Source organism: Actinophytocola sp. (assembly GCF_050699935.1).
Classification (GTDB): Bacteria; Actinomycetota; Actinomycetes; order Mycobacteriales; family Pseudonocardiaceae; genus Actinophytocola.
Window position 1 is genome coordinate 48083 of sequence record NZ_JBOHGB010000007.1, and the last position, 24576, is coordinate 72658.

The 24576-nt window shown below is 70.9% G+C and carries 23 protein-coding genes; 11 read left to right on the forward strand and 12 right to left on the reverse strand.

Annotated features, from left to right (window positions below; genetic code table 11):
• Positions 1 to 22 precede the first annotated feature (22 nt).
• Positions 23 to 1729 (reverse strand): AMP-binding protein, encoded by a 1707-nt coding sequence (locus ACRDTB_RS04780; protein ID WP_431428701.1) that lies wholly within the window; start codon positions 1727 to 1729, stop codon positions 23 to 25.
• A gap of 56 nt (positions 1730 to 1785) precedes the next feature.
• Positions 1786 to 2610 (reverse strand): crotonase/enoyl-CoA hydratase family protein, encoded by an 825-nt coding sequence (locus ACRDTB_RS04785; protein WP_431428702.1) that lies wholly within the window; start codon positions 2608 to 2610, stop codon positions 1786 to 1788.
• A gap of 168 nt (positions 2611 to 2778) precedes the next feature.
• Between ACRDTB_RS04785 and ACRDTB_RS04790 the strand changes: the two genes are divergently transcribed.
• From ACRDTB_RS04790 to ACRDTB_RS04800, 3 genes are all read left to right on the forward strand, one after another.
• Positions 2779 to 2937, forward strand: coding sequence for a hypothetical protein (locus ACRDTB_RS04790; RefSeq protein WP_431428703.1), 159 nt, complete (start codon positions 2779 to 2781; stop codon positions 2935 to 2937).
• A 126-nt stretch (positions 2938 to 3063) separates the two neighbouring features.
• Entirely contained in the window at positions 3064 to 4596 is a 1533-nt protein-coding gene (locus ACRDTB_RS04795; RefSeq protein WP_431428704.1) for an MFS transporter, read from the forward strand.
• A gap of 76 nt (positions 4597 to 4672) precedes the next feature.
• Positions 4673 to 5254, forward strand: coding sequence for a TetR family transcriptional regulator (locus ACRDTB_RS04800; RefSeq protein ID WP_431428705.1), 582 nt, complete (start codon positions 4673 to 4675; stop codon positions 5252 to 5254).
• A gap of 1 nt (position 5255) precedes the next feature.
• Here ACRDTB_RS04800 and ACRDTB_RS04805 read toward each other — a convergent pair whose 3' ends face one another.
• The 3 genes from ACRDTB_RS04805 to uvrB all read right to left on the reverse strand — a co-directional run bounded on the left by ACRDTB_RS04805 (position 5256) and on the right by uvrB (position 10048).
• Positions 5256 to 5624, reverse strand: a complete 369-nt coding sequence (locus ACRDTB_RS04805; RefSeq protein WP_431428706.1) for a DoxX family protein — start codon at positions 5622 to 5624, stop codon at positions 5256 to 5258.
• A gap of 59 nt (positions 5625 to 5683) precedes the next feature.
• On the reverse strand, positions 5684 to 7777 hold the full coding sequence (locus ACRDTB_RS04810; protein WP_431428707.1) for a hypothetical protein: 2094 nt from the start codon (positions 7775 to 7777) through the stop codon (positions 5684 to 5686).
• Between the two features lie 129 nt (positions 7778 to 7906).
• The gene (gene uvrB, locus ACRDTB_RS04815) at positions 7907 to 10048 is read right to left on the reverse strand and encodes an excinuclease ABC subunit UvrB (protein WP_431428770.1); all 2142 of its coding nucleotides are present in this window, start codon (positions 10046 to 10048) and stop codon (positions 7907 to 7909) included.
• Positions 10049 to 10151: 103 nt separating this feature from the next.
• On the opposite strand from uvrB, the gene ACRDTB_RS04820 reads away from it, so the two are divergent.
• From ACRDTB_RS04820 to moaA, 3 genes are all read left to right on the forward strand, one after another.
• Positions 10152 to 10655, forward strand: coding sequence for a DUF402 domain-containing protein (locus ACRDTB_RS04820; RefSeq protein ID WP_431428708.1), 504 nt, complete (start codon positions 10152 to 10154; stop codon positions 10653 to 10655).
• Positions 10656 to 10790: 135 nt separating this feature from the next.
• A complete protein-coding gene (locus tag ACRDTB_RS04825) occupies positions 10791 to 11312 on the forward strand; it encodes a DUF402 domain-containing protein (RefSeq protein ID WP_431428709.1) in 522 nt (173 codons plus the stop codon).
• A gap of 227 nt (positions 11313 to 11539) precedes the next feature.
• The gene (gene moaA / locus ACRDTB_RS04830) at positions 11540 to 12571 is read left to right on the forward strand and encodes a GTP 3',8-cyclase MoaA (protein ID WP_431428710.1); all 1032 of its coding nucleotides are present in this window, start codon (positions 11540 to 11542) and stop codon (positions 12569 to 12571) included.
• 7 nt (positions 12572 to 12578) lie between these two features.
• Here the strand turns inward: moaA and coaE are convergent, their stop codons facing one another.
• Positions 12579 to 13772, reverse strand: a complete 1194-nt coding sequence (gene coaE / locus ACRDTB_RS04835; RefSeq protein WP_431428711.1) for a dephospho-CoA kinase — start codon at positions 13770 to 13772, stop codon at positions 12579 to 12581.
• A 156-nt stretch (positions 13773 to 13928) separates the two neighbouring features.
• On the opposite strand from coaE, the gene ACRDTB_RS04840 reads away from it, so the two are divergent.
• Complete coding sequence (locus ACRDTB_RS04840) at positions 13929 to 14183, forward strand: hypothetical protein (RefSeq protein ID WP_431428712.1); 255 nt, start codon at positions 13929 to 13931, stop codon at positions 14181 to 14183.
• Positions 14184 to 14187: 4 nt separating this feature from the next.
• On the opposite strand, the gene ACRDTB_RS04845 is transcribed toward ACRDTB_RS04840, so the two are convergent.
• Together ACRDTB_RS04845 and rpsA are read right to left on the reverse strand one after the other, a co-directional pair.
• A complete protein-coding gene (locus ACRDTB_RS04845) occupies positions 14188 to 14796 on the reverse strand; it encodes a hypothetical protein (protein WP_431428713.1) in 609 nt (202 codons plus the stop codon).
• 89 nt (positions 14797 to 14885) lie between these two features.
• The gene (gene rpsA / locus ACRDTB_RS04850) at positions 14886 to 16394 is read right to left on the reverse strand and encodes a 30S ribosomal protein S1 (protein ID WP_431428714.1); all 1509 of its coding nucleotides are present in this window, start codon (positions 16392 to 16394) and stop codon (positions 14886 to 14888) included.
• A gap of 266 nt (positions 16395 to 16660) precedes the next feature.
• On the opposite strand from rpsA, the gene ACRDTB_RS04855 reads away from it, so the two are divergent.
• The 4 genes from ACRDTB_RS04855 (at position 16661) to ACRDTB_RS04870 (ending at position 20266) form a co-directional block, all read left to right on the forward strand.
• On the forward strand, positions 16661 to 17518 hold the full coding sequence (locus tag ACRDTB_RS04855) for a class I SAM-dependent methyltransferase (RefSeq protein ID WP_431428715.1): 858 nt from the start codon (positions 16661 to 16663) through the stop codon (positions 17516 to 17518).
• Complete coding sequence (locus ACRDTB_RS04860; RefSeq protein WP_431428716.1) at positions 17515 to 18450, forward strand: N-acetyltransferase family protein; 936 nt, start codon at positions 17515 to 17517, stop codon at positions 18448 to 18450. The genes ACRDTB_RS04855 and ACRDTB_RS04860 overlap by 4 nt, the downstream gene beginning before the upstream one ends.
• 69 nt (positions 18451 to 18519) lie before the next feature.
• Entirely contained in the window at positions 18520 to 19008 is a 489-nt protein-coding gene (locus ACRDTB_RS04865) for a sigma-70 family RNA polymerase sigma factor (protein WP_431428717.1), read from the forward strand.
• Positions 19001 to 20266: a WD40/YVTN/BNR-like repeat-containing protein gene (locus tag ACRDTB_RS04870; RefSeq protein WP_431428718.1), complete on the forward strand. Its 1266-nt coding sequence runs from the start codon at positions 19001 to 19003 to the stop codon at positions 20264 to 20266. Before ACRDTB_RS04865 ends, ACRDTB_RS04870 begins: the two co-directional genes overlap by 8 nt.
• Before the next feature lie 12 nt (positions 20267 to 20278).
• On the opposite strand, the gene ACRDTB_RS04875 is transcribed toward ACRDTB_RS04870, so the two are convergent.
• From ACRDTB_RS04875 to polA, 4 genes are all read right to left on the reverse strand, one after another.
• A complete protein-coding gene (locus ACRDTB_RS04875) occupies positions 20279 to 20830 on the reverse strand; it encodes a hypothetical protein (protein ID WP_431428719.1) in 552 nt (183 codons plus the stop codon).
• A gap of 61 nt (positions 20831 to 20891) precedes the next feature.
• Positions 20892 to 21335 (reverse strand): VOC family protein, encoded by a 444-nt coding sequence (locus tag ACRDTB_RS04880; RefSeq protein ID WP_431428720.1) that lies wholly within the window; start codon positions 21333 to 21335, stop codon positions 20892 to 20894.
• A gap of 36 nt (positions 21336 to 21371) precedes the next feature.
• Positions 21372 to 21797, reverse strand: coding sequence for a helix-turn-helix domain-containing protein (locus ACRDTB_RS04885; protein ID WP_431428721.1), 426 nt, complete (start codon positions 21795 to 21797; stop codon positions 21372 to 21374).
• A gap of 6 nt (positions 21798 to 21803) precedes the next feature.
• The gene (gene polA, locus ACRDTB_RS04890; protein WP_431428722.1) at positions 21804 to 24545 is read right to left on the reverse strand and encodes a DNA polymerase I; all 2742 of its coding nucleotides are present in this window, start codon (positions 24543 to 24545) and stop codon (positions 21804 to 21806) included.
• Positions 24546 to 24576 lie beyond the last annotated feature (31 nt).

Genomic DNA, 24576 nt, shown 5'->3' on the forward strand with positions numbered 1-24576 from the left:
TCCCGGGCGGAGGCCGGTGCGGTCAGGACTTCAGGTCCGGAAAGTCCTCCTCGCGGTACTCCCCCGCCACCGCCGCGCCGGCCTCCGCGTGCACCTCGCGCTCGCGGCCGCGGAGCTCGACGCGGCGGATCTTGCCGGAGATCGTCTTTGGCAGCTCGGCGAACTCCAGCCGGCGGATCCGCTGGTACGGCGCGAGGTGCTCGCGGGCGAACGCCAGGATCGAGCGGGCCGTGTCCGCGTTCGGCTCGTGGCCCGCCGCCAGGACGACGTACGCCTTCGGCACCGCGAGCCGGATCGGGTCGGGCGAGGGCACGACCGCCGCCTCGGCCACCGCCTCGTGCTCGATCAGCGCGCTCTCGAGCTCGAACGGCGAGATCCGGTAGTCCGACGCCTTGAACACGTCGTCGGCGCGGCCGATGTAGGTGATATAGCCCTCCGCGTCCCGGGAACCGACGTCGCCGGTGTGGTAGAAGCCGTCGCGCATGGCCTCACCGGTGCGCTCGTCGTCGTCGGCGTAGCCGACCATCAGGCCCACCGGGCGACGGGACAGGTCGATGCAGATCTCGCCCTCGTCGCTCGGCACACCGGTGGCGTCGACGAGCGCGATGCCGAAGCCCGGCAGCGCGCGGCCCATCGAGCCGGGCTTCACCGGCTGCCCCGGCGTGTTGGCCACCTGCACGCTGGTCTCGGTCTGCCCGAAGCCGTCCCGGATCGTGACGTTCCACGACTTCGAGACCTGCTCGATCACCTCCGGGTTGAGCGGCTCGCCGGCGCCGACGACCTTGGCCGGCGGCCGGCGCAGCTGCCCGAGGTCGGCCTGGATGAGCATCCGCCACACGGTCGGCGGCGCGCAGAACGAGGTGACGCCACAACGGTCCATTTGCGACATGAGCGAGCCGGCGTCGAACCGCGTGTAGTTGTGGATGAACACGGTCGCCTCGGCGTTCCACGGCGCGAACACGTTGCTCCACGCGTGTTTCGCCCAACCCGGCGACGAGATGTTCAGGTGCACGTCGCCCGGCTCGAGGCCGATCCAGTACATTGTGGACAGATGACCCAGGGGGTAGGACACGTGGGTGTGCGCCACCAACTTCGGCCGCGCGGTGGTGCCGGAGGTGAAGTACAGCAGCAGGGTGTCGTCCGCGGCCGTGGCGCCGTCCGGCGTGAAGTGGGCGGACTCGCCCTGCGAGTCGGCGAAGTCCAGCCAGCCGTCCACCGGCTCGCCGACCGCGATCCGCGTGTAGCCCCCGGGTACGTCGGCGAACTTCGGCGCGTCCACGTCCCGCACGACGACATGCGCCGCGCGGCCGCGGTCCACCCGGTCCCGCAGGTCGGCCGCCCCGAGCAGGGTGGACGCCGGGATCAGCACGACGCCGAGCTTCATCGCGGCGAGGATCGTCTGCCACAGCTCGGCCTGATTGCCCAGCATGAGGATCAGCCGGTCACCGCGCCGGACCCCGTTGGCGCGCAACCAGTTCGCCACTCGGCTGGACTGCCGGGACAGGTCGGCGAAGGTCCACTTCTCCTCGGTGCCGTCCTCCTCGACGATCCACAGTGCGAGCCGGCTCGCGGTCGGCTCGCTGGCCGCGACGACGTCGAACCAGTCGAGCGCCCAGTTGAACTCGATCAGGCCCGGCCACTGGAAGTCCGCGCTCGCGCGGAGGTAGTCCTCCCGGTGCTCGAGGAGAAAGTCCCGTGCCGCCCGAAACGTCTCGGTCGCACTGCTCACCCGGTCGCCTCCTTGCTCGATCGTCCGCCCTGGCTCACTCTCCGGTCATTTCCGGGTCATCTCCCGCGGAACCGCGGTGCCCGCCGCTCCAGGAATGCCCGCGTGGCCTCGCCGAGGTCCTCGCTGGGCAGGAACGCCGAGTTCCACGCCGCCACGTACCGCAGACCGTCGGCCACCTGCGGCTCGCGTCGGTGGTCGAGCACGTCCTTGACGCCCTGCACGACGAGCGGCGGGTTGGCGGCGATCTCCGCGGCGAGCTTGCGCGCGGCGGCCAGTACCGCCGCCTGGTCCGGGTACACGTCGTTGACCAGCCCGATCTTCTCGGCCCGCGCGGCGTCGATGTCCTTGCCGGTGTACGCGAGCTCGCGCAGGTGGCCCTCGCCGATGATGCCGGCGAGCCGCTGCAGGCTGCCGAGGTCCGCGACGATCGCGACCTTGACCTCGCGCACGCTGAACTTCGCGTCCGCGCTGGCGAGCCGCACGTCCGCGGCGGCGATCACGTCGACCCCGCCGCCGACGCACCAGCCACTCACGGCCGCCACCACGGGCTTGCGGCACGCGGAGATGGCGGTGACCGCGTTCTGGAGGCGACGCACCTCGTCGAGGAACTTCGTGCGCGGGGCCGCGAGCGCGGTGCCGCCGAGCAGCTCGCCCCAGGTCGGCATCATCGCGGGCAGGTCGAGGCCGTAGGAGAAGTTGGCGCCGCTGCCGGTGAGCACCACCGCGTGCACGTCCGGGTTCGCGTCCAGCTCGCCGAAGACCACCGGGAGCTCATGCCAGAAGTCCGGGCCCATCGCGTTGCCCTTGCCCGGCCCGAGCAGGGTCACCTCGGCCACCCGGTCGGAGATGTCCAGCTTCAGCGACACGAGGTCGTCGGTCATGTGCCCCATCCTCACCCACTCGTTGCCGTACCGCCCAACCGCGGCGTACGCGCAGTATCTCCTGTCCGCGCGAAGAGTTCGCCCAATCGTGTCGGCCGGGGTTTGGCAGTCTGAGCCGACTCCGGCGTTACGGTCCCGGCCGGTGGAACTTTCACGTGAGGAGGGCGCATGACACGTGAGAACGTGATGTCGACGCCGATCTTCGACCAGCTCCTGCGCGAGATGGCCCAACGCACCGAGCCCGGGCCACCGCCCACCGAGCCGGAGACCCGAAGCGCACCCCCGGAACAAACCCCCACGCCACGACGCCGCCACCGCGCCGAATAGCCCCACGTCCCCACTGGTCCACCCCACTCCCGTGAATCTCTGCCGGCCGGCCAGATCACCCTGGCCAAGTCAAATCTGACAGCGTACTTTTATTTCAGAGTTCACTACTGAATGAGGTTCGCTGTCATGACTTCCGAGACGCGCAGGTGGTGGGCCCTTGGCGCCCTGAGCCTCGTCGTACTCGCGGTCGCGCTGCCCGCGACGATCCTCAGCGTCGCGCTGCCGACCCTGGCGTCCGCACTGCACGCCGACGCCGCCGAACTGCAGTGGTTCGTCTCCGCCTACACGCTCGTGCTCGCCGCGGGCGTGCTCCCCGGCGGCCTGCTCGGCGACCGGTACGGACGCAAGAAGCTGCTGCTCATCGCGCTCGTCGGGTATGCGGGTGGCTCGGTCCTCGCGGCCACCTCGACCACGCCCGGGATGTTCATCGCCGCGCAGGCGGTGCTCGGGCTCGGCGCCGCGCTGGTCATCCCGCTCGTGCTGTCCGGCATCGCGGTGCTGTTCACCGCCGAGGAACGGCCGCGGGCGGTCGGCATCTGGGCCGCGGCGAACTTCGTCGCGCTGCCGCTCGGGCCGATCGTGGGCGGCTGGATTCTGTCGAACTTCTGGTGGGGCTGGGTCTTCCTGATGAACCTGCCGATCATCGCGCTCGCGATCATCGCCGTGGCGGTCCTGCTGCCGGAGTCACGCGGCGAACGGCCGCCGGCCCTGGACCCAATCGGCGTGCTGACCTCGAGCGCCGGGCTCGGCGTGCTGACGTTCGGGCTCGTGAAGGCCGGGCAGGACGGCTGGGGCTCGGCCGGCGCACTGGGCGGCATGCTCGGCGGCGCCGCGCTGCTGGTCGTCTTCGCGATCTGGGAACGCGCCCTCGACCGCCATGAGCCCGGCCGCACGCTCGTCGAACTCTCGCTGTTCGGCTCGGCGCGGTTCACCTGGGGCACGATCATCGCCGGCCTCGGCATCTTCGCGTTCTTCGGGCTGCTGTTCGCGACCCCGCAGTACTTCCAGGCCGTGCTCGGCACAGACGCGATGGGCAGCGGGATCCGGCTGTTGCCGCTGCTCGGCGGCATGATGGTCGGCGCGGGACTCGCCGACCGCGTCGCCTCCCGGCTCGGCGCCAAGGTCACCGTCACCGCGGGTTTCGTCGTCCTTGGCGTGGCGCTGGTGCTCGCGACCGCCACGACCGCGGCGAGCGGGTACGGCCTCGCGGCGACCTGGACCGCGATCGGCGGCGCCGGTGCCGGCCTCGCGCTCGCCACCGCGGCCTCGACCGCGCTGGCCGCGATCTCCGCCGAGCGGGCGGGCGTCGCGTCGGCGCTCATGCAGGCCGTGCAGAAGCTCGGCACCCCGCTGGCGGCGGCGATCCTCGGCAGCGTGCTCAACGCCGGCTACGTGAACCGGCTCGACGTGCCGGGCGTGCCCGGCACGGCCGCGGACGCGATGCGCGAGAGCGTGTACGCCGGGGTCGAGGTCGCCCGCCGGCTCGGCTCGCCGGAACTGCTGGCGAACGTGCGCTCGGCGTTCGTCGACGGGCTCGTGCAGATGCTGTGGGTGTCCGCCGGGGTGGCCGTGCTCGGCGTGCTGCTGACCGTCGCGTTCCTGCCGGCCCGCGCCCCCCGGGTCGCCACGGTCGGGGCCGCGCGAGCAGAATCGGCCTAGTGAGCGGAGCTTGCGGAGCGAACCATCAAACACAGGGCGACCGCGAGCGGCGGGACCGAGCCTGCGAGGGACCGTCGTGAGTGGACTTCGTGAGCGGAAGAAGGCGAAGACCAAGATCGCCATCCAGGAGCACGCGGTCCGCATGTTCCGTACGCAGGGGTACGGGGCGACCACGGTCGAGCAGATCGCCGAGGCCGCGGAGGTCTCGCCGAGCACGGTGTTCCGCTACTTCCCCACCAAGGAGGCGCTGGTCACGACCGACGAGGTCGACCCCGTCATCTTCGCCGCGTTCGAGGACCAGCCGACCGGGGTCGGCATCGCGGAGGCGTGGCGCGGCGCGCTCCGAGCGGCCTTCGACAGGCTGACCGACGCGGAGATGGCCATCCAGCGGGAGCGCATGCTGCTCATCCTGTCCGTGCCCGAGCTGTGGGCGGCCTCGCTGGGCAACGTCACGAGGACGCTCGACACCATGGTCGAGCTGAGCGCGCGGCACGTCGGGCGGGCGCCGGCCGACCCGGCCGTGCGCAACGCGGTCGGCGCGATGTTCGGTGTGCTGCTACTGGCCGCGTTCGAGTGGACGCGGAGCCCGGACGCCGACCTCGCCGTGCTGGTCGACGCCGCGCTGGCGGACTTCGCCGCCGGGTTGTCGCTGCGATAGCTCAAAGTGCGGCGAACCGTCCTACCGAGACGAACACGCAGACCGCCAGGAGCGTCATGTTCGTCGCCACCACACGCGGCTCACGCAGTCGCGTGTGGACGGTCGCGGCGAGGATCATGATCAGGCCGAACCCGGCCGCGGCGACGGGCGTCAGCACGGGCGCGACTCCCGTCGCCCAGGGCAGGGTCAGCCCGAGCACGGCGAGCAGCTCGGACACGCCCGCCGTGCGCATGTATGGCAGCGGGACGATCTTGGCCGACGTCTGGCCGGTCTCGATCATCCGCTGGCGGCTCTGCGTGGACTTCAGCGAGCCGGACACCACGCAGACGAAGGCGAGCAGGATCTGCCCGACCCACAAGGCGATGTTCATGAAGTTCCCCGTTCCGTCGGTCTCACCTCGGGACGGGGGCGGCGGCACGTTCGTGACAGTCACTCGCGGCGGGCGGCCGTGACCGCGGTCGCGGCGGCGACCACCACGGTCACGAGTGCGACGCCGCCGAGCACCTGGCCGAGCAGCCGCGCGTCGTCGGTCGTGCCCGTGGACAGCACGCTCAGCAGGGCGGACTGGACGGTGGCGAGCAGCAGCAGCGCGACCGCGGCGGCGAGCGGTGCGGACGGCCTGATGGCGAGGGAGATCGCCAGCACGAGCGCGAGCAGGACCATCACGAGCACGGCGACCAGTGCCGGGCCGGTGAGCTCGCGCAGGGCCGTGCTGGTTTGGAGCCAGTCGGTCGGCGTGAGCGGGCCGAGCGCGAACTGCAGGACGTAGCCGTCCACGCCGCCGCCGGAGTACTGGCTGACGAGGACCTTCAGCGGCACGAACGCGCCCGCGGCGAGCACGACCGCGCCGACCGCCTGGCCCGCGGCGACGCGGCCCCGGACGACGGCGACCAGGGCGGCGAGACCGAGCAGCAGGAGCGGCAGCGCCAGGATCGCGACCGGCGCCAGGTCGCTGCCGAAGGGCCGGCCGCCCGTGGTGGGGTAGCCGGGGTCGAGCAGGAGCACGCCGACGAAGGCGGCCATCGCCCCGGACAGCGCGTACGCGGCGGCGGCGAACACGCCGGTTCGCGAGTGCCGTCGGGCGAGGAACCAGGCGAGCGCCGCGGCGGACCCGAGGTCGAGCACGCCGGTGATGATCCGCTCGGCCTGGGACGTGCTCGCCCACGTGCCACCGAGAAGCCGGGCCCACGGGGACGCGAGGGCGAGCCCGAGGAGGGCGACGATCGCGCCGGCCGCGCCGGGAGTGGCGGGGAGCCAGGAGCCGAGCACACCGGCGGCGACGAGCACGAGCAGCGCGACGGCCCCCTGAACGCGCGGGTCCCAGCCGAAGACGGGCACGGCGAGGACGACGAACACGACCGCGGCCGCCGCGACGACCACGGCGCATGCGGCGGCCGCGATCGCTCCCGAGGGTTGACGCTCGGGCTGGGCGATTTCCTGGTCGTTCGTCGGCGGCTCGTCGTTCGTCGGCGGCTCGTCGGTCGGCGGGGGCTTGGCGGGTTGGGCCGCAGGCCGCGTTGGTGGCTTCGGGGACAGGATCGCGACCAGTGCGTCACGGACGCGGGGTACGCGGATCGCGAGCATGGCCGTCAGGGCGACGAAGACCGGTACGCCCGCCAGCGCCACCATCGCCTCCGCCGGCCAGCCGGAGTCCGGCGGCACCCAGGTGGACAGCAGGACCGGCGGCATCGCGAAGACCGAGCCGACGAGCACGCCGCCGGCGAGGTCGCGCCGGATCACCGCGACCAGCACGAGGATCGCCGCGAGCAGCAGCGCGCCGGCCAGCACCGCGACGAGCGCGGCCGCGTCGAGCTGCCCGGCCGGTGCGGTACCCGCGCCGCCGGCCAGCTGGGTCGAGCCGAGCGTGCCGAACGGCGACGACCCGGTGCCGAACGCGAACGAGGTGGCCATCGCCGCGGCAGCGGACGCCGTGTTGCCCCACGTCGAGCCGGCCGGCGTGCGGACGACGAGGACCGCGAGCACCAGGGCGACCACGAGCATCGTCACCGAGACCACGGCCGCGCCGGCGCCCGCGTCGGCCATCAGCAGCACGGTGATCATCGGCATGATCGCGCCGGTGCCGGCCGTCCAGGCGCGCATTCCGGTGGTGACCAAGGCGAGCAGCGCGAGTGCGGGGATGCCGTACACCATCAGGATCACCGCTGTCGTGGACGGTCCGGCGGACTCGCCGATGATGATCGGCCCGTCGGGCACCGAGGCGGTCAGCAACGCCAGCCCGCCGAGGTAGGCGCCGAGTACCACATAGGACGTGCCGATGCCGCGCAGCACGTGGGCGCCGAGCGCGAGCGTGCCGGGGTGCCGCCGGTCGCCCGCCGGCCGGGCGACCCAAAGCCCGCCGACGAGGAGTACCAGCGCGATGAGTACCCGCGCGAGATCGGACCCGAGGACGGACGACACCGCGAGCGCCCCCGCGCCGACGAGCAACGCCCCCACGACCACGACCGCGGAGGCGGCGGGTGCGTGTGGCCGGCCCGCCAGGTCGCTGTCGATGGGCACGCTCACCGGGCTCGGCTCCAGATCATGGGCTATTTCTAGACGAAACGTCGCGTCCTCAGGTGAGGAACCGCGTTTCCGGCCCGCCCGGAACCCACTCGCAGCCGAACCCCGCGGCTTGCTTGCCCGACGTGCGGGTTACCTCACGCCGGCAGCGTCCATACCTCGCAATTCCTTCTTCAGGTCGGCGATCTCGTCGCGGAGACGGGCCGCCAGTTCGAACTGGAGGTCGCGGGCGGCGTTCATCATCTGGTCCGTCAGCTGCTGTACCAGGTCGGCCAGCTCCGAGCGGGCCATCGAGCCCACGTTCTCCTTGACGTACACGCCCGACGAGCGGCCGCCCGGTTCGCCCGCGGCTCGGCGGCCGCGAGACGCGTTGCGTCCGGAGCCGCCGATCGGGACGGACTCCGTGTCGGAGCCCTCCGCCTCGTGGTACACGCGATCGAGGATGTCGGCGATCTTCTTGCGCAGCGGCTGGGGATCGATGCCCCGCTCCTCGTTGTACGCGATCTGCTTGGCACGCCTGCGGTTCGTCTCGTCGATGGCGTGCCGCATCGAGTCGGTGATCGTGTCGGCGTACATGTGGACCTGGCCCGACACGTTGCGGGCCGCGCGGCCGATCGTCTGCACCAGGCTCGTGCCGGAGCGGAGGAAGCCCTCCTTGTCAGCGTCGAGGATCGCCACCAGCGACACCTCCGGAAGGTCGAGCCCCTCGCGGAGGAGGTTGATGCCGACGAGCACGTCGAACTCGCCCATGCGCAGCTGACGCAGCAGCTCCACCCGGCGCAGAGTGTCCACTTCGGAATGTAGGTAACGGATCCGGATGCCCAGCTCCAGCAGGTAGTCCGTGAGGTCCTCGGCCATCTTCTTCGTCAGCGTGGTGACCAGCACGCGCTCGTCGCACTCGGCCCGCACCCGGATCTCGTGCACCAGGTCGTCGATCTGGCCCTCGGTCGGCTTGACGATGACCTCGGGGTCGACGAGCCCGGTCGGGCGGATGACCTGCTCGACGAACTCGCCGCCGGTCTGGCCCATCTCGTACGGGCCCGGCGTCGCGGACAGGTACACCGTCTGGCCGATTCGGTCCTGGAACTCCTCCCAGGTCAGCGGCCGGTTGTCCATCGCGCTCGGCAGCCGGAAGCCGTGCTCCACCAGCGTTCGCTTGCGGGACATGTCGCCCTCGTACATCCCGCCGACCTGCGGCACGGTCACGTGCGACTCGTCGATGACCAGCAGGAAGTCCTCGGGAAAGTAGTCGAGCAGCGTGGCCGGCGCGGTGCCCGGGCCGCGGTAGTCGATGTGCCGCGAGTAGTTCTCGATACCCGAGCAGAACCCGACCTGGCGCATCATCTCCACGTCGTAGGCGGTGCGCATGCGCAGCCGCTGCGCCTCCAGCAGCCTGCCCTGCTTCTCCATCTTCGCGAGCTGCTCCTCCAGCTCCGCCTCGATGCCCCGGATCGCCCGCTCCATGCGCTCGGGCCCCGCCACGTAGTGCGTGGCCGGCGAGATCCGGATCGTGTCAACCTGCTTGATCACGTCACCGGTCAGCGGGTGCAGGTAGTACAGCGCCTCGATCTCGTCGCCGAAGAACTCGATCCGGACGGCGAGCTCCTCGTACGCCGGGATGACCTCGACCGTGTCGCCCCGCACCCGGAACGAGCCGCGGCTGAACGACACGTCATTTCGCGTGTACTGGGTGTCGACCAGGGCGCGTAACAGCACGTCCCGCTCGACCTCCTCGCCCACTTCGAGCCCGATCGTGCGGTCGAGGTACTCCTGCGGGCTGCCCAGGCCGTAGATGCACGACACCGACGCCACCACGACGACGTCGCGCCGGGACAGCAGGCTCCACGTGGCGGAGTGCCGCAGCCGCTCGACGTCCTCGTTGATCGAGGAGTCCTTCTCGATGTAGGTGTCCGTCTGCGGGACGTACGCCTCCGGCTGGTAGTAGTCGTAGTAGCTGACGAAGTACTCGACCGCGTTGTGCGGGAAGAAGTCGCGCAGCTCGTTGGCGAGCTGCGCGGCCAGCGTCTTGTTCGGCGCGATCACCAGCGTCGGCCGTTGCAGCTTCTCGATCAGCCAGGCCGTGGTGGCGGACTTTCCCGTTCCGGTGGCGCCGAGCAGCACGACGTCCTTCTCGCTCGCCTCGATCCGTCGCTCGAGTTCGGCGATCGCCGCCGGCTGGTCGCCCGCCGGTACGTAGTCGCTGATCATCTGGAACCTGCCACCGGTGCGCGGGATGTCACCGATGGGCCGGAACTGCGAGTTAGCCATCACCATTGCCACGAAATGCAGGCTACGCGCGACCACCGACAAATTCCGTTCGGGCAGGTCAGCGGGGCCCTCGGACCAGATCGGCGCGCCTCGTGCCAGGGTGGTGCGTGTGACCGAGGTGCACCCGCCCAAGATCGAACTGTTCGACCTCGCCGGCATGACCAACACCGATCCGAAGGGGTTCGTACGCGCCGTCGACCACTACCGGACGACCGACTTCGGGCTGTACATGGCGCGGCCGCTCGCCGGGCACCCCGAGATCGGCTACTTCCGCTCCTGGTTGCTGCCCGCGCAGGGGCTGCGGGTCGGGCGCTGGCGCGCGCACCCGGGCCGCCGGCTCGACCACGACGTGTACATCGATGTCGTCGACATCGAGCCCGGGGAGGTGTGGCGGACCGTCGATCTCTACCTCGACATCCTCGTGCGCGATCACACCGACCTCCGGGTGCTCGATACGGACGAGGTGCTCGCCGCCCGTTCGGCCGGGCTCATCGACGACCGAACGGCCCAACGCGCGATCGAACGAACGTTCGCGGCTGTCGACGGGATCGCGGCGGCCGGATACGACGTCGAGGCATGGCTCAAGATCCCGTTGACCTGGAACGATGGCTAAAACCTGTTAGTCAATAGTGCTCAGCCCATCCAGCATGACATTTACCCGATCGATACAAGTCCGCTTACGAGACGTTACATAACGAATCGCACCCGGCCATCACCCACAGCATGCCGACGACTACCCTCTGGACGCGTGGCAACGGCGATCACTCCCCAGCTCATCGACATCGTCGACACCTTCACATCGTCCCGCAGCTACGTCTCCACCGGCACGACCCGCCGCCTGCGTACCTGCCAGGTGGAGCGCTGGGGTCTGCGCACGGAGTGCCCCACACCGGAAGATCCTTTTTACGACGCGGAGGTCACCTGGCTGCTGCCGGAGCTGAACCTTCGCCTCACCCACCAGCGGCCGCGCTCGCGGCACGCCAAGGCCGGCCCGAGCGTGCTGACCGCGGTGCGCGCGACGAGCGACGGCCGGTACTGGCGGACCACCGACCTCTTGCTCGGCCTGGCCGCGCCCGGCGGCACCTCCGCGCGGCTGGTCCGGTGCGAGGAGTTCGCCGCCGCGGTCGCCGGCCGGGTGCTGCTCGCCGGTGAGGCCGACCTGGCGCTGTGCACGGTGCACAAGACCCTTGAGGAGCTCAGTCGGTTTCGCCACGACCTGGGTGGCTGGCTCGCCTACAAGCACATATTCGACGTCTGGCCGCCGTACTGACCCCTGACCGGAACGTGGGTCCGCCGATCGTTGCGCCGTGACACGCACCGCTGTCGCGAAGTTTCCGCACGCCAGGAAAGACGACCGGCCGGGTGCGCCCGATCCGGGCGCCGCGCGCGAGATTCAGACCGCGGGTGCGGAGTGGTGATTCGTCACGAGCACCAGCCGATTCTCGCAGGTTGCCGCCTTCCTGGCGGGACGGCGCTGATCGCGTATACGTTAGCGGAGTGCCGGCAGACGCGATCGTCGACCGCTACCGGCGGCCGATGCGAAACCTGCGAATCTCGGTCACCGACAGGTGCAACCTGCGGTGCCGGTACTGCATGCCCGAGGCCGAGTACGTCTGGCTGCCGCGGCGCGACCTGCTCACGTTCGAAGAGGTCTCGACGCTCACCGACGTCTTCATGTCGCTCGGTGTGGACAAGGTCCGGCTCACCGGCGGCGAGCCGCTACTGCGCCGCGAGCTGCCGGAGCTCGTGTCGATGCTGTCCCGCAAGCCGGGGCTGCGCGACCTCGCGATGACCACGAACGGCGTGCTGCTGGCCGACCACGTCGAAGCACTGCGGGCGGCCGGCCTGGGGCGGGTGACGGTCAGCCTGGACACGCTGCGGGCGGACCGGTCGCGGTCGCTGTCGCAGCGCAACTCGCACGCGGCGGTGCTCGAGGGCATCGCCTCCGTCGCACCGGCCGGGTTCACCGGCACCAAGATCGACACGGTGGCCATGCGCGGCGTCAACGACGACGAGCTGGCCGACCTGATCGAGTTCGGCCGGACCGTGCCCGCGGAGGTGCGGTTCATCGAGTACATGGACGTCGGCGGCGCGACGAACTGGTCGAAGGACCTCGTGCTGTCCCGTGCGGAGATGCTCTCGCGGCTGACCGACCACTACGGCCCGATCACGCCGCTGGCCGACACCGGCGCGGCGCCGGCCGACCGCTTCGCGCTGCCGGACGGCTCGACGTTCGGCATCGTGTCGTCGACGACTCAGCCGTTCTGCGCCACGTGCGACCGCAGCCGGCTGACCGCGGACGGCATGTGGTTCCGCTGCCTGTACGCCGTGGAGGGCACGAACCTGCGCGACCCGCTGCGCGACGGCGCCTCGTTCGAGGAGCTGCGCGCGCTCATCACGGGCAGGTGGGAGGCGCGCGAGGACCGCGGCGCGGTGGATCGGCTCGCCGAGCGCGACCGCATGCCGTTCATCCCGGTGGCGACACTCAAGGCCAACCCGCACCTGGAGATGCACACCCGCGGCGGCTGAGCGCCGGTCATGGCTGCCAGCCGGTGTCGTTCGCCCACTGCTCCGCACGGATGGCCGCCTGGTCGAACCACGGCTCCTTCGCCTCGGCGTAGTTGTCGGTGTCGTCGTCGGTCGCGTACCGGTGGGACAGCTCCTCCTTGAGCGACCGGTACTCCGCGTGTGCCGCCGCGTCCGCGCGCAGCCAGTCGCGCAGCAGCAGCGCCAGCCGCCAGCCCGGGCCGCCCTCGACCCGCACGTGCAGGTTCGCGAGCCGGCCGGGGTCGGCCGACGCGTGCAGCCGCTTGCGCCACATCCGCTGGTCCGGCTCGTAGGGCTTGGGGTTGTCCCGGTCGACGAACCCGAGGCGGGGGAAGCCCGCGGCCGCGAGCGCCGCGGCGTGCCGGTCGGCCTCCTCGATCGAGCCGACGGCCAGCTGCAGGTCGATGACGTCCTTGGCCGGCATGCCGGGGACGGCGGTCGAGCCGGTGTGGTCCACGCGGGCGTCCAGGTCCCCGATCGCCGTCCGGATGCGGGCGATCAGCCGCTCGGCCTGCACGGGCCAGGTCGGGTCGGGCGGCCGCAGGCGCGGGCCGCCATAGGTATTGCGGTGGCCGAGCCGCACGTTGGACTCGTAGCGCACCAGCCTGTCCGCCCACAGCGCGTCGACCGCGGCCAGAACCTCGTCGATCGACCCGCCGTTGTCGAGCCAGACGTCCGCGGCGGCGCGGCGGGCGGCCTCGTCGGCCTGGGCCCGGATCCGCGCTCGCGCGTCCTCTTCGGACATTCCACGGTCGCGGACCACCCGCCGCACGCGGGTCTCCATCGGGGCGTCGACGACCAGCACCAGGTGGTAGGCCGCACCGAGCCGGTTCTCCACGAGCAGCGGCACGTCGTGCACGACGATCGCGTCCGCCGCGGTCTCGGCCATCAGCTCGGCGGTGCGCTTGCCGATCCTCGGGTGCACGATGCCGTTCAGCCGCGCACGGGCCGCCTCGTCGGCGAAGACCCGCTGGGCGAGCCGGGCGCGGTCCAGCGCGCCGCCCGGGCCGAGGATGTCCTCGCCGAACGCCTCGACCAGCTCGACGAGGCCCGGGGTGCCCGGCTCGACGACCTCGCGGGCGATCTTGTCGGCGTCGATCACGACGGCGCCGTGCTCGGCCAGCCGACCGGCCACAGTGGATTTTCCGGAGCCGATTCCGCCGGTGAGGCCAACACGAAGCATGCCGGCATTCTGGCAGCTCGCCGTGGCGACGTGATCACCCTGTTCGTGGCCGATCTGTTACGCGAGTGCATGAAGACACGCGTGGCGCTTCCGGTGATTTGGTTACTTGATCGCCTACGGTTGCCGCCAAGCCGTCACCCACACGGAGGACAACCCATGCGACGACGCGGCAATCAGCCAGGGAGGCATCGCCTCGGCATTCCCGGGTTGGTGCATTGTCTGCGGTACCACGCGGTCGCCGTCGCGCTGGAGGAGTACCGCCGCACCTGGTGGACGGCGGCGCTCATGCCCGCCAGGCACAGTCTCGCCGGCCTGCGGCGCCGGGCCGCCGCCGCGGCCGCCGAGCGTGCCTGGGCACCGGTCGTGATCGCGCGCCGCGGCGCCACCGCCGTCACCCGCGCCGCGGCCTGAAAGCTCAGCCCGTCGTCGTCGGGGCCGGCTCGCGCGGGGTGAGTGCCTTGTCCGCCAGCTGACCCAGAATCGCACCGGCGCGATCCTCCCGGACCAGGTCCGGCCGCACGCTGACCACGACCGTCGTACTCCCCCGCATGGCGACCAGCATCCACGTCTGCCCGCGCAGCAGCACGCCACGGCCCTGGCCGACCGGGACCTCGTTGACGCGCGCCCCGACGTCGCGCTCGCCGGTGATCGTCGCCGTCACGCGGCCCTGCGCCGATGCCTCGTCGGTGTAGCTCGCGACGCCGATCCACACGATCGCCGCGGACAGCGGCTTGCCGGCGGGCAGGCCGTAGTAGCAGTCCAGCCGCGCGGTCCGGCCGATGCTCTCCTGTGGCACGCCGACGACCGGCTGGGGTTCGCCGGTGATCAGGGTGCCGATGATCGTGCCGACGTCCTCCGATGTGGCGAGCTCGCCGCACGTCTGCGGCACCGGCCGCTCCCGCGCGCCGGACGCCGGTGCGGTAGTGCCGATCTGCGGAACCTCCGGCACGACCACGGGCTCCTCCTCCGCGCGAGCGCAGCCCGCCACGACGGCCGCGACGGCGAGGAGGACCAAAGTGCGCACCGGATCACGGTAAGGGACCGTGAGCAAGAAACGGCAAAAAACGAGGACCCCGCCGATAACGACGGGGCCCTCGTGGTATGTCGGGAGACTCAGAAGCCGCCGGAGAGCTTCTCGCGCAGGGCCGCGAGCTGCTCGTCGCTGGCGAGGGTGCCGCCGCTCTTCTTCGGCGCCTCACCACCGCCACCGCCGGACGAGTAGTCGCCCTCGCCGGCCTCGCCCGCCTCGGTGCCGCCGCCCTCGCTCTCCGCGGCGGCCTCGGCCTCGGCGGCCTTCTTGACCTGGGCCATGTGCTGCTCGTAGCGAGTGTGCGCCTCGGCGTACTGGCGCTCCCACTCCTCCCGCTGCTTGTCGAACCCTTCCTGCCACTCCTGGGTGTCCGGGTCGAAGCCCTCGGGGTAGATGTAGTTGCCCTCGGTGTCGTACTCCGCGGCCATGCCGTACTGGGTCGGGTCGAACTCGGTGTCCGTGGTGAAGCCCTCGTTGGCCTGCTTGAGGGACAGCGAGATCCGGCGCCGCTCGAGGTCGATGTCGATGACCTTGACCATCACGTCGTTGCCGACCTGCACGACCTGCTCCGGGATCTCCACGTGGCGCTCGGCCAGCTCGGAGATGTGCACCAGGCCCTCGATGCCCTCGTCCACCCGGACGAACGCACCGAACGGAACCAGCTTGGTGACCTTGCCCGGCACGATCTGGCCGATCGCGTGGGTACGGGCGAACTGGCGCCACGGGTCTTCCTGGGTGGCCTTGAGCGACAGGGACACGCGCTCGCGCTCCATGTCCACGTCGAGGACCTCGACGGTGACCTCCTGGCCGACCTCGACGACCTCGGAGGGGTGGTCGATGTGCTTCCAGGACAGCTCCGAGACGTGCACCAGACCGTCGACGCCGCCGAGGTCCACGAACGCGCCGAAGTTGACGATCGAGGAGACGACGCCCTTGCGGACCTGGCCGCGCTGCAGCTGGTTGAGGAACTCGCTGCGCACCTCGGACTGGGTCTGCTCCAGCCAGGCGCGGCGGGAGAGCACCACGTTGTTGCGGTTCTTGTCCAGCTCGATGATCTTCGCCTCGAGCTCGCGGCCCACGTACGGCTGCAGGTCGCGCACCCGGCGCATCTCGACCAGCGACGCCGGCAGGAAGCCGCGCAGGCCGATGTCGAGAATCAGACCGCCCTTGACCACCTCGATGACCGTGCCCTTGACCGGCTCGTCGGACTCCTTGAGGGCCTCGATCGTGCCCCACGCGCGCTCGTACTGCGCACGCTTCTTGGACAGGATCAGCCGGCCTTCCTTGTCCTCCTTCTGGAGGACGAGGGCTTCGACCTCGTCACCGACCTTGACGACCTCGTTCGGATCGACGTCATGCTTGATCGACAACTCACGCGAGGGGATGACACCCTCGGTCTTGTAGCCGATGTCGAGCAGGACCTCGTCCCGGTCGACCTTCACGATGGTGCCCTCGACGATGTCGCCATCGTTGAAGTACTTGATGGTCTTGTCGATGGCGGCGAGGAAATCCTCCCCCGTCCCGACGTCGTTAACGGCGACCTGCTGCTTCGGCGCGGTGTCAGCCGGGACAGTGGTGGTGTCGGTGGACATTTGCTAGGTGGCTCCGGTACGGATTGTTCGAGAGATGGGCAACGGATTTGCAGTTGTCGGCGCGCGGCGGGATAGTTCGCCGACGGACCGAACGAACCTGTACGACACCGCCAACGCCGCGCAACCGGATCTGATTCCCGCAAGATGAACAGTCGGCAGCGCGAAACCACTGCGCGGCGGTATCCTACGCGGCTGCGCGACGGCCCGGCAAACCTGGGTAGGTCATCTGCGCACGTACGCGCCTGTACGCGCCCGAGGGGGAACGCATGACGACAGTGCCGGCCGAAGATCCAGACTTGCCGCCGGTACAGGCCGCGGAACGGGCGCTCGGCACGGTCGGCAGCGAGCGGCGCCCTGCCTCGTCCGCGGAGTCGGTCACGGCCAACCGCGCGTGGTGGGACGCAGACGCGGACGACTACCACACCGAACACGGCGAGTTCCTCGGCGTGGCCGACTTCGTGTGGTGCCCGGAGCGGCTGCGTGAGGCGGACGCGTGCCTGCTCGGCGAGGTCGCCGGGCGCGACGTGCTCGAGGTCGGCTGCGGGTCCGCGCCGTGTGCGCGGTGGCTGGCCGGCACGGGCGCGCGGGTGGTCGGACTCGACCTGTCCGCCGGCATGCTGCGCCACGCGGCCGCGGCGAACGAGGCCACCGGCATCGACGTGCCGCTGGTGCGGGCCAACGCGGAGCGGTTGCCGTTCGCGAGCGGGTCCTTCGACGTCGCGTGCTCGGCGTTCGGGGCGGTGCCGTTCGTCGCCGATCTGAACGGGCTCTTCCAGGAGGTGGCCCGCGTGCTGCGGCCCGGCGGCTCGTGGGTGTTCGCGGTGACCCACCCGATGCGCTGGATCTTCCCGGACGACCCCGGCCCGAGCGGGCTGCGAGTGACCGGCTCGTACTTCGACCGCAGACCGTACGTCGAGGTCGACGCGCGGGGCCGGGCCACCTACGTCGAGCACCACCGCACGCTCGGCGACTTCGTGCGCGCGCTGACCGGTGCCGGGCTGAGGCTGCTCGACCTCGTGGAGCCGACCTGGCCGGAGGAGCTCACCGAGCAGTGGGGCCAGTGGAGCCCGCTGCGCGGCGCGCTGTTCCCCGGCACGGCGATCTTCCGCTGCCGGCTTTCATGAGCACGGCGGACACGCTGCTGGCCGCCCAGACCGCACGGTTCGAACGCGTCGACCCGCTGCTGCCGCCCGCCGCACCACCACCCGACGGGGACGTGCTGACCGCGGCGCTGCCGGACGGCGAGCGGGTGGCCGGTGTGGTCGTACGCGACCGGTACGAGGACGGCACGGCGCCGACGCTGTGGTCCGCGCGTGAGGTGTGGGAGCTGCACCCGCTCCTCGGCGAGGCCGGCGGTGACGGCGGGGCCGGGATGGACCTGCTGCTGCGGGACCTGCGCCGGATGCTGGAACGCGGTTCGCCCGGCTGCGACTCGGCGTGCCTGGTGACGTGGCCGAGCCGCGACGTGGCGGCGACCGGACCGCTGCTCGCCCACGGGCTCGCTCCTCTCTCGACGCTCGCCGTGCGCACCGAGCCGGCGGGTGCGGAGTCCGGCGCCGAGGACCTGACGGTCCGGCTCGCGACGACCTGGGATCTCGTGGTGGCGCTGGATTTGGAGCTCGCCGAGCTGGCGTACTCCGCGCGGGTCGGCGCCGCGATCGAGCGCCCGGACGCGCGCCGGATCAAGCGCGCGGCGCTGGTCCGGCATCTGGAGCAGGGCGATCCGGTATGGCTCGCCGAGCGGGACGGCGTGGTGGTCGGGCTCGCGCATGGCCGGGTGATCGACGTGCGGCCGGGCTCGACGATGGCCACCCGGCTGCGGGCCGGCCGGTGGGGATACGTCAACTGCGTGTCGGTGCGGGCCGAGGCGCGTGGCACCGGCGTCGGCCGGCATCTCATGGCGGTCGCTCACGAGGAGCTGGCCCGGCGCGGCGCCACCGGCACGTTCCTCTACTACAACCCGCCGAACCCGCTGGCCTCGGTGTTCTGGCCACGCCTCGGCTACCGTCCACTGTGGACCATCTGGGAGGTCCGCCCGGCCGCGGCGCTGCGCTGACGACTTTCGCCGGGAACCTGGCGGATCGCTCATGACTCTTGCACGGTAGATGAGCCGACGGGAGCGATCGTGGCCCATGGGGAATGGTTCGCACAGCTGTACCAGGAGAGCTATCGCAGCCTGGTGCTGACCGCCTACGCACCGCTCAGGGACATGGGCGAGGCCGAGGAGGTCACGCAGGAGGCGTTCGCGGTCGCCTACGGCCGCCGCGGCCGGGTCGAACGGGCGGACAGCCCCGAGGCGTGGGTGCGCACGGTCGTGGTCAACCTCGCCCGCCGGCACTGGCGGCGGCGGGCGATGCTCGGCCGGATCCTGCACCGCGAGGTGGACGAGACACCGGACGAGGCCTTCGGCGAGCACCTCGACCTGCACGCGGCGATCCGCGCGCTGAGCCACGAGTACCAGTCCGCGGTCGTGCTGCACTACCTCGCCGACCTGCCCGTGGCCGACGTCGCGTCCATTTTGGACGTTCCAGTCGGGACGGTGAAGTCCCGCCTCTCCCGAGCCCGCGCGGCATTGGCCGCTGAACTTCGCACCGAGGAGGTGCAAGATGCCTGACACCGACCTCGACACGAAGCTCGAGCGGCTGCGCGACGACCTGCGCGGCTCGCTGCCGGTACCGGGCTTCGACAAGGTGGTCGCGCGGCACAAGCAGCGCGTGGTGCGCCGGCGCATGCAGATCGGCGCCGTGGCGGCCGTCCTGGTGGTGAGCGTGGCGGTCCCGCTGCTGCGCACCCAGATGGTGCCGGAACCGGTGCCCCCTGCCACGCCGCCGCCTCCGTCCGAGCCCAGCTATCCCAAGGGCACGTTCATTCACCGTGCGGAGTTCGCCGACCCCGAACACGGTTACGTCATCCGATCCAGGTGCAAGGAAGGAACCGGTCGCTGCACGAGTGAGCTGCTCGCCACCGACGACGGCACGAACTGGACGCCCCGGAAGCTGCCGCGGCCCGATTCGGCCCCCTCGTGGGCCCGCGAAGACCTCAGCGTCCTCGGGCCGAAGGAGATCACGGTCGACTGGCCGTTGTCGGCGACTCTCGACGGCACGCGGGTCCACCGCGCGCACAGCGTGGACGGCGGCGCGACGTGGGAGACCGTATCCGTGCCGAGCGTCGTGACCGACCGCGTCCCGGCGATCCCGGACGGCGGGGTTCTCGTCGAATCGTGCGCCCGGCTCGTCGGTGGCGGAAAGCAATGCGCCGAGCGAGGCTTCGCGGTGCTGCTACCCGGTTCCGGCAAGTCCGCCGTGCTGGAGAACCGGCCCCCGCTCACCGCGATGCTCGCTGGTCGGGTGCCGACCAAGGACGGCATCTGGTGGGTCGCCGGGAGGGATCCGGAGACCGACCACTGGGGCCTCGCCGTCAGCGACGACGACGGCCGAACGTGGACGACCACGATCCTGGACTGGCGAGAGACCGTCTCCTCCCGCGGCTGGTTCGTGGACTCACACGACGGCATCCTGTACGCCTCCGCGATCGGGGGGATGCCGGACACGAGCAACGGGCTGCTGGGTGTCTTCCGCAGTACCGACGGTGGCCGCACCTGGCAGCAGACGTGGCGCCCCGCCGACGACAAGCAGCCGCGCCGGGTCTTCGGGTACATGGTTGCCGGCGCGGAGGGGCTCACCATCAACACCCCCGACGGAACTGCCTACCTCAGTCGCGACGGCGGTCGCACGTTCACCGAGACGAAGCGCCGTTACGGCGACTACGCCTACCGGACCGGGCTCGGCTACGTCTCGGTGGGGTCCAACTCGAGTCGGAAGGTGCAGACATCGGTCGACGGTGTGCACTGGCGGACGTTCGAGGTCGACTGACCGAGGGAGGACTCAGCGGTGCACCGGTCGGAACTCGCCGACCTGGTGCACCGCCGGGGGTTTGCCGGCCAGTGCCCGGCGCACGCCGTCCAGCACGCCGGCCGAGATCTCCTGGTGGGTGAGCCACCGGGTGCGGCCGGCGTGCTGGACGAAGCCGAGCACGATCTGCTGGGTGGGATGGCCCTCGAGAACCGGGTCCGGGCAGCCGCCGACCGGGTTGGCCGACGCGCTGCCGTGGACCTCGACGACCGGCGCGTTCGGGGCGAGCAGCGGGGCCACGGCGCGGAGCACGGCGACCCGCTCGGTGCGGTGCACCCACGCGACGAGCAGGTCCGCGAGTCCGCCGAGGGCGCGCGCGGCCCCTTCGGCGAGGGCTGCGGGCTCGGACCAGGAGGCCTGGACCCAGATGGCCTTGCGGTGACCGTTCCCGTTGCCCTCCGCGGCCGGGATCGGCGCGTGGCGCCGGCTCGGCAGCACGACATGCCAGCCGTCGGTGACCAGTGCTTCGGCGCACCCGGCCAGCATTCCGGTACCACCGAGGACGAGGGCCCGCTTTCCGGTCATCCAGCCTCCGCAGGGTCGGGACTCGCCCGCAACCGTACCCGAGCCGGTGTCCGTTTTCTGCCTAGCGGCCTTCTGACAAGCGCCGCTGCTGGGTGAGGCTGAACCAGTTGCCGGAGTCGTCACGGAAGACGGCCTCGACGCCGTACGGGCGCTCGGCCGGCTCCTGCAGGAAGACCACGCCGCGCTCGCTCAGCTCGGCGTAGGTCTTTTGGCAGTCGTCGGTGGCGAACACGCCGCCACCGATCGCGCCCTTGGCCACGAACGCGCGGACCTCGTCGGCGTTCTCCGGCGAGTGGCCCATCGCGCAGTCGGCGAGGATGTACTCGACGTCGGGCTGGCTCGCCGGGCCGACCGTGAGCCAGCGGAAGCCCTGGCCGGCGCCGTCGAAGTCCTCCCCCATGGTGATGTCGGTGCGCACCTCGAAGCCGAGCTTGTCGACGTAGAAGTCCTTCGCGGAGTCCTGGTCGAGGACGTAGATGGTGGCGTGCGTGAGCTTGGTGATCATGCCTTCCCCTTTTCCTGTTCGGTGTGGACACCGAAGCTACGGCGGGGGCTCGCCGGGGTGCTTATCCGCGATTGCTGGGAGCGGACGTCCCCACGCCATCGCGAAGCACCCCGGGATGGGCGGCGGGCCGCCTCGGGCGACCATCCGCCTGCGGTACTCGGTCGGCGGGCAGCCGACCAGCTCGGTGAACCGCCGCGAGAACGAACCGAGGCTGGTGAAGCCGACGACCATGCAGATCTCGGTCACGGTGAGGTTCGCCGACGCCAGGAGCTCCTTGGCCCGCTCCACCCGCCGCCGGCTGAGATAGCCGCCCGGGGTCTCGCCGAACGTGTTCCGAAACTCCCGCGCGAAGTGGTAGCGGGAGAAGCCCGCCTCGGACGCCATGGCGTCGAGGTCGAGCGGGTCGGCGTAGCGGGAGTCCATCAGGTCCCGTGCCCGCCTGAGGTGGACGACCGTCTCCATGGCGACTCAGTGAGCGGCGTCGTTCCACGAACGGCCGAAGCCGACCGACACGTCCAGCGGCACGTCGAGCTTGTACGCGCCGCCCATTCCCTTGCGCACCAACATCTCCGCGGTCTCCCGCTCTCCCTCGGCGACCTCCAGGACCAGCTCGTCGTGGACCTGGAGCAGCATGCGGGTACGCAGGCCGGCCGCGCGGAGCTCGCGGTCGACGTTGAGCATCGCGACCTTGATGATGTCCGCGGCGCTGCCCTGGATCGGCGCGTTCAGCGCCATCCGCTCGGCCATCTCCCGGCGCTGTCGGTTGTCCGACGTCAGGTCCGGCAGGTAGCGGCGCCGGCCGAAGATCGTCTCCGTGTACCCGTCCTTCCGGGCCTGCGCCACGACCTCGTGCAGGTAGTCGCGCACGCCACCGAAGCGGTCGAAGTACTCCTCCATCAGGCCGCGCGCCTCCTCGGTGGAGATCCGCAGCTGCTGGGACAGGCCGTAGGCCGACAGGCCGTACGCCAGGCCGTAGTTCATCGCCTTGATCTTGGCGCGCCGGCCGCCGCTGACCTCCGTCGGCTCGACCGAGAACACCCGGGCGGCCGTCGCTGCGTGGAAGTCGAAGCCGGACTGGAACGCCTCGATCAGCGCCGCGTCACCCGACAGATGGGCCATGATCCGCATCTCGATCTGGCTGTAGTCGGCCGTCATCAGCTCGGCGAAGCCCTCGCCCACGATGAACGTGTCGCGGATGGTGCGGCCCTCGTCCGTACGGATCGGCACGTTCTGCAGGTTCGGCTCCGTCGACGACAGGCGGCCCGTCGCCGCGATCGTCTGGCTGTACGTGGTGTGGATGCGGTTGTCGTCGGACACGGACTTGATCAGGCCCTCGACCGTCACCTTCAGCCGGCTCGCGTCCCGGTGCTCCAGCAGGTGCGCGAGGAACGGGTGCTCGGTCTGCTCGTGCAGGCTGGTCAGCGCGTCGGCATCGGTGGTGTAGCCGGTCTTGGTGCGCTTGGTCTTCGGCATCTTCAGCTTGTCGAACAACACCACCTGCAGCTGCTTGGGCGAACCCAGGTTGATCTCCTCGTCGATGACCTTGAACGCCTCCTGCTCGGCGTGCTTGACCCGCCCGGCGAAGTGCGCCTCGAGCGAGGCCAGCAGCTCGGTGTCCACCGCGATGCCGACCGCCTCCAGCTCCGCCAGTACGTGCAGTAGCGGCAGCTCGATCTCCGCCAGCAGGTTCGCGCCGCCGGTGTTCTCCAGGGCGACGTCGAGCGCGTCGGCCAGCTCGGCGATCGCGCGTGCCCGGACGATCTCCGACTCCGCGACCTTGGCCGCGTCGCCCTCCTCACCGTCCAAAAGCGACAGCTGGCGTTCCTCGGGCTGCTGCTCCACCCGCAGCTCCCGCTTGAGGTAGCGCAGCACCAGGTCGTCGAGCGCGAACGAGCGCTGCCCCGGCCGCACCAGGTACGCCGCCAGCTGGGTGTCGGTGGCCAGGCCGCGCATCGTCCAGCCGCGGTGGCGGATCGCGTGCAGTGACCGCTTGACGTCGTAGCCCAGCTTGGCCACCGCCGGGTCGGCGAGCCACGCGACCAGCGCCGTCTCGTCCTCCTCGGTGAGCGTGGTGACGTCGACGTACACGCCCGTGCCGTCGGCCAGCGCGATCGCGATCGACCGCAGCTCGACGGCCTCGCCGCCCACCCCGGTGGACACGTCGCGGAACGACAGCCCGACTCGCGAGCCGGCGGGCGTGTGCGTGGTGAGCCAGCCCGGCAACTCCCCCGGCTCGAGCGCGCCGCCGCTGACCTCGAAGCCGTGCTCGGCCTCGGGCTCGGCGGTGGACAGCTCGCCGAACAGCCGGTCGCGCAGCACCCGGAACTCGAGCTCGTCGAACAGCCGGTGCACGGCGTCGCGGTCCCACTGCCTGGTGGCGAGCTCGTCGGGCTCGACGCCCAGCGGCACGTTCTTCACCAGCTCGGTGAGCTGGCGGTTCATCATGACGCTGGCCAGGTGCTCGCGCAGCGCGTCGCCGACCTTGCCCTTGACCTCGTCGACCCGGTCGACGAGCTCGGCGAGCGAGCCGAACTGGTTGATCCACTTGGCCACGGTCTTCTCACCCACGCCGGGGATCTTGGGCAGGTTGTCCGACGGGTCGCCGCGCAGTGCCGCGTAGTCCGCGTACTGCGCCGGCGTCACGCCCGTCTTGGTGTGCACCGCCTCCGGGGTCATCCGCCACATCTCGGACACGCCGCGCGACGGGTACAGGACCGTCACGTGCTCGCTCACGAGCTGGAACGCGTCGCGGTCGCCGGTGCTGATGTAGACCTCGAAGCCCTCCGCCGTGGCGAGCGTGGTGAGCGTGGCGATCAGGTCGTCGGCCTCGTAGCCCTCCTTGGTCAGGAACGGGATCGCGAGCGTGGCCAGCACGTCCTCGATGAGGCTGAGCTGGCCCTTGAACTCGTCGGGTGTCGCGGACCGGTTGGCCTTGTACTCGGCGTACTGCTCGCTGCGGAACGTCTTGCGGGACACGTCGAAGCAGACCGCCACGTGCGTGGGCCGCTCGTCGCGGAGCAGGTTGATCAGCATCGAGGTGAAGCCGTACACGGCCTCGGTGTGCTGGCCGCTCTTGGTGACGAGGTTCGCCTCCTTCAGCGCGTAGAACGCCCGGTAGGCCATGGAGTGGCCGTCGATGAGCAGCAGCCGCCGCTCGGCACCGGCCTTTGTACTGGTAGGGGCATTACTTGTGTCGGGCGTCTCAGGCACAGGCCGAGTCTAGGGTGGAGCACCGACACCG

Excerpts from the sequence above, each read along its gene's own strand:
- ACRDTB_RS04785 (WP_431428702.1), bottom strand. The coding sequence starts at position 2,610 with ATGACCGACGACCTCGTGTCGCTGAAGCTGGACATCTCCGACCGGGTG.
- ACRDTB_RS04790 (WP_431428703.1), top strand. The coding sequence starts at position 2,779 with ATGACACGTGAGAACGTGATGTCGACGCCGATCTTCGACCAGCTCCTG.
- ACRDTB_RS04795 (WP_431428704.1), top strand. The coding sequence starts at position 3,064 with ATGACTTCCGAGACGCGCAGGTGGTGGGCCCTTGGCGCCCTGAGCCTC.
- ACRDTB_RS04805 (WP_431428706.1), bottom strand. The coding sequence starts at position 5,624 with ATGAACATCGCCTTGTGGGTCGGGCAGATCCTGCTCGCCTTCGTCTGC.
- uvrB (WP_431428770.1), bottom strand. The coding sequence starts at position 10,048 with ATGGTGATGGCTAACTCGCAGTTCCGGCCCATCGGTGACATCCCGCGC.
- coaE (WP_431428711.1), bottom strand. The coding sequence starts at position 13,772 with ATGCTTCGTGTTGGCCTCACCGGCGGAATCGGCTCCGGAAAATCCACT.
- ACRDTB_RS04840 (WP_431428712.1), top strand. The coding sequence starts at position 13,929 with ATGCGACGACGCGGCAATCAGCCAGGGAGGCATCGCCTCGGCATTCCC.
- rpsA (WP_431428714.1), bottom strand. The coding sequence starts at position 16,394 with ATGTCCACCGACACCACCACTGTCCCGGCTGACACCGCGCCGAAGCAG.
- ACRDTB_RS04855 (WP_431428715.1), top strand. The coding sequence starts at position 16,661 with ATGACGACAGTGCCGGCCGAAGATCCAGACTTGCCGCCGGTACAGGCC.
- ACRDTB_RS04860 (WP_431428716.1), top strand. The coding sequence starts at position 17,515 with ATGAGCACGGCGGACACGCTGCTGGCCGCCCAGACCGCACGGTTCGAA.
- ACRDTB_RS04870 (WP_431428718.1), top strand. The coding sequence starts at position 19,001 with ATGCCTGACACCGACCTCGACACGAAGCTCGAGCGGCTGCGCGACGAC.
- ACRDTB_RS04875 (WP_431428719.1), bottom strand. The coding sequence starts at position 20,830 with ATGACCGGAAAGCGGGCCCTCGTCCTCGGTGGTACCGGAATGCTGGCC.
- ACRDTB_RS04880 (WP_431428720.1), bottom strand. The coding sequence starts at position 21,335 with ATGATCACCAAGCTCACGCACGCCACCATCTACGTCCTCGACCAGGAC.
- ACRDTB_RS04885 (WP_431428721.1), bottom strand. The coding sequence starts at position 21,797 with ATGGAGACGGTCGTCCACCTCAGGCGGGCACGGGACCTGATGGACTCC.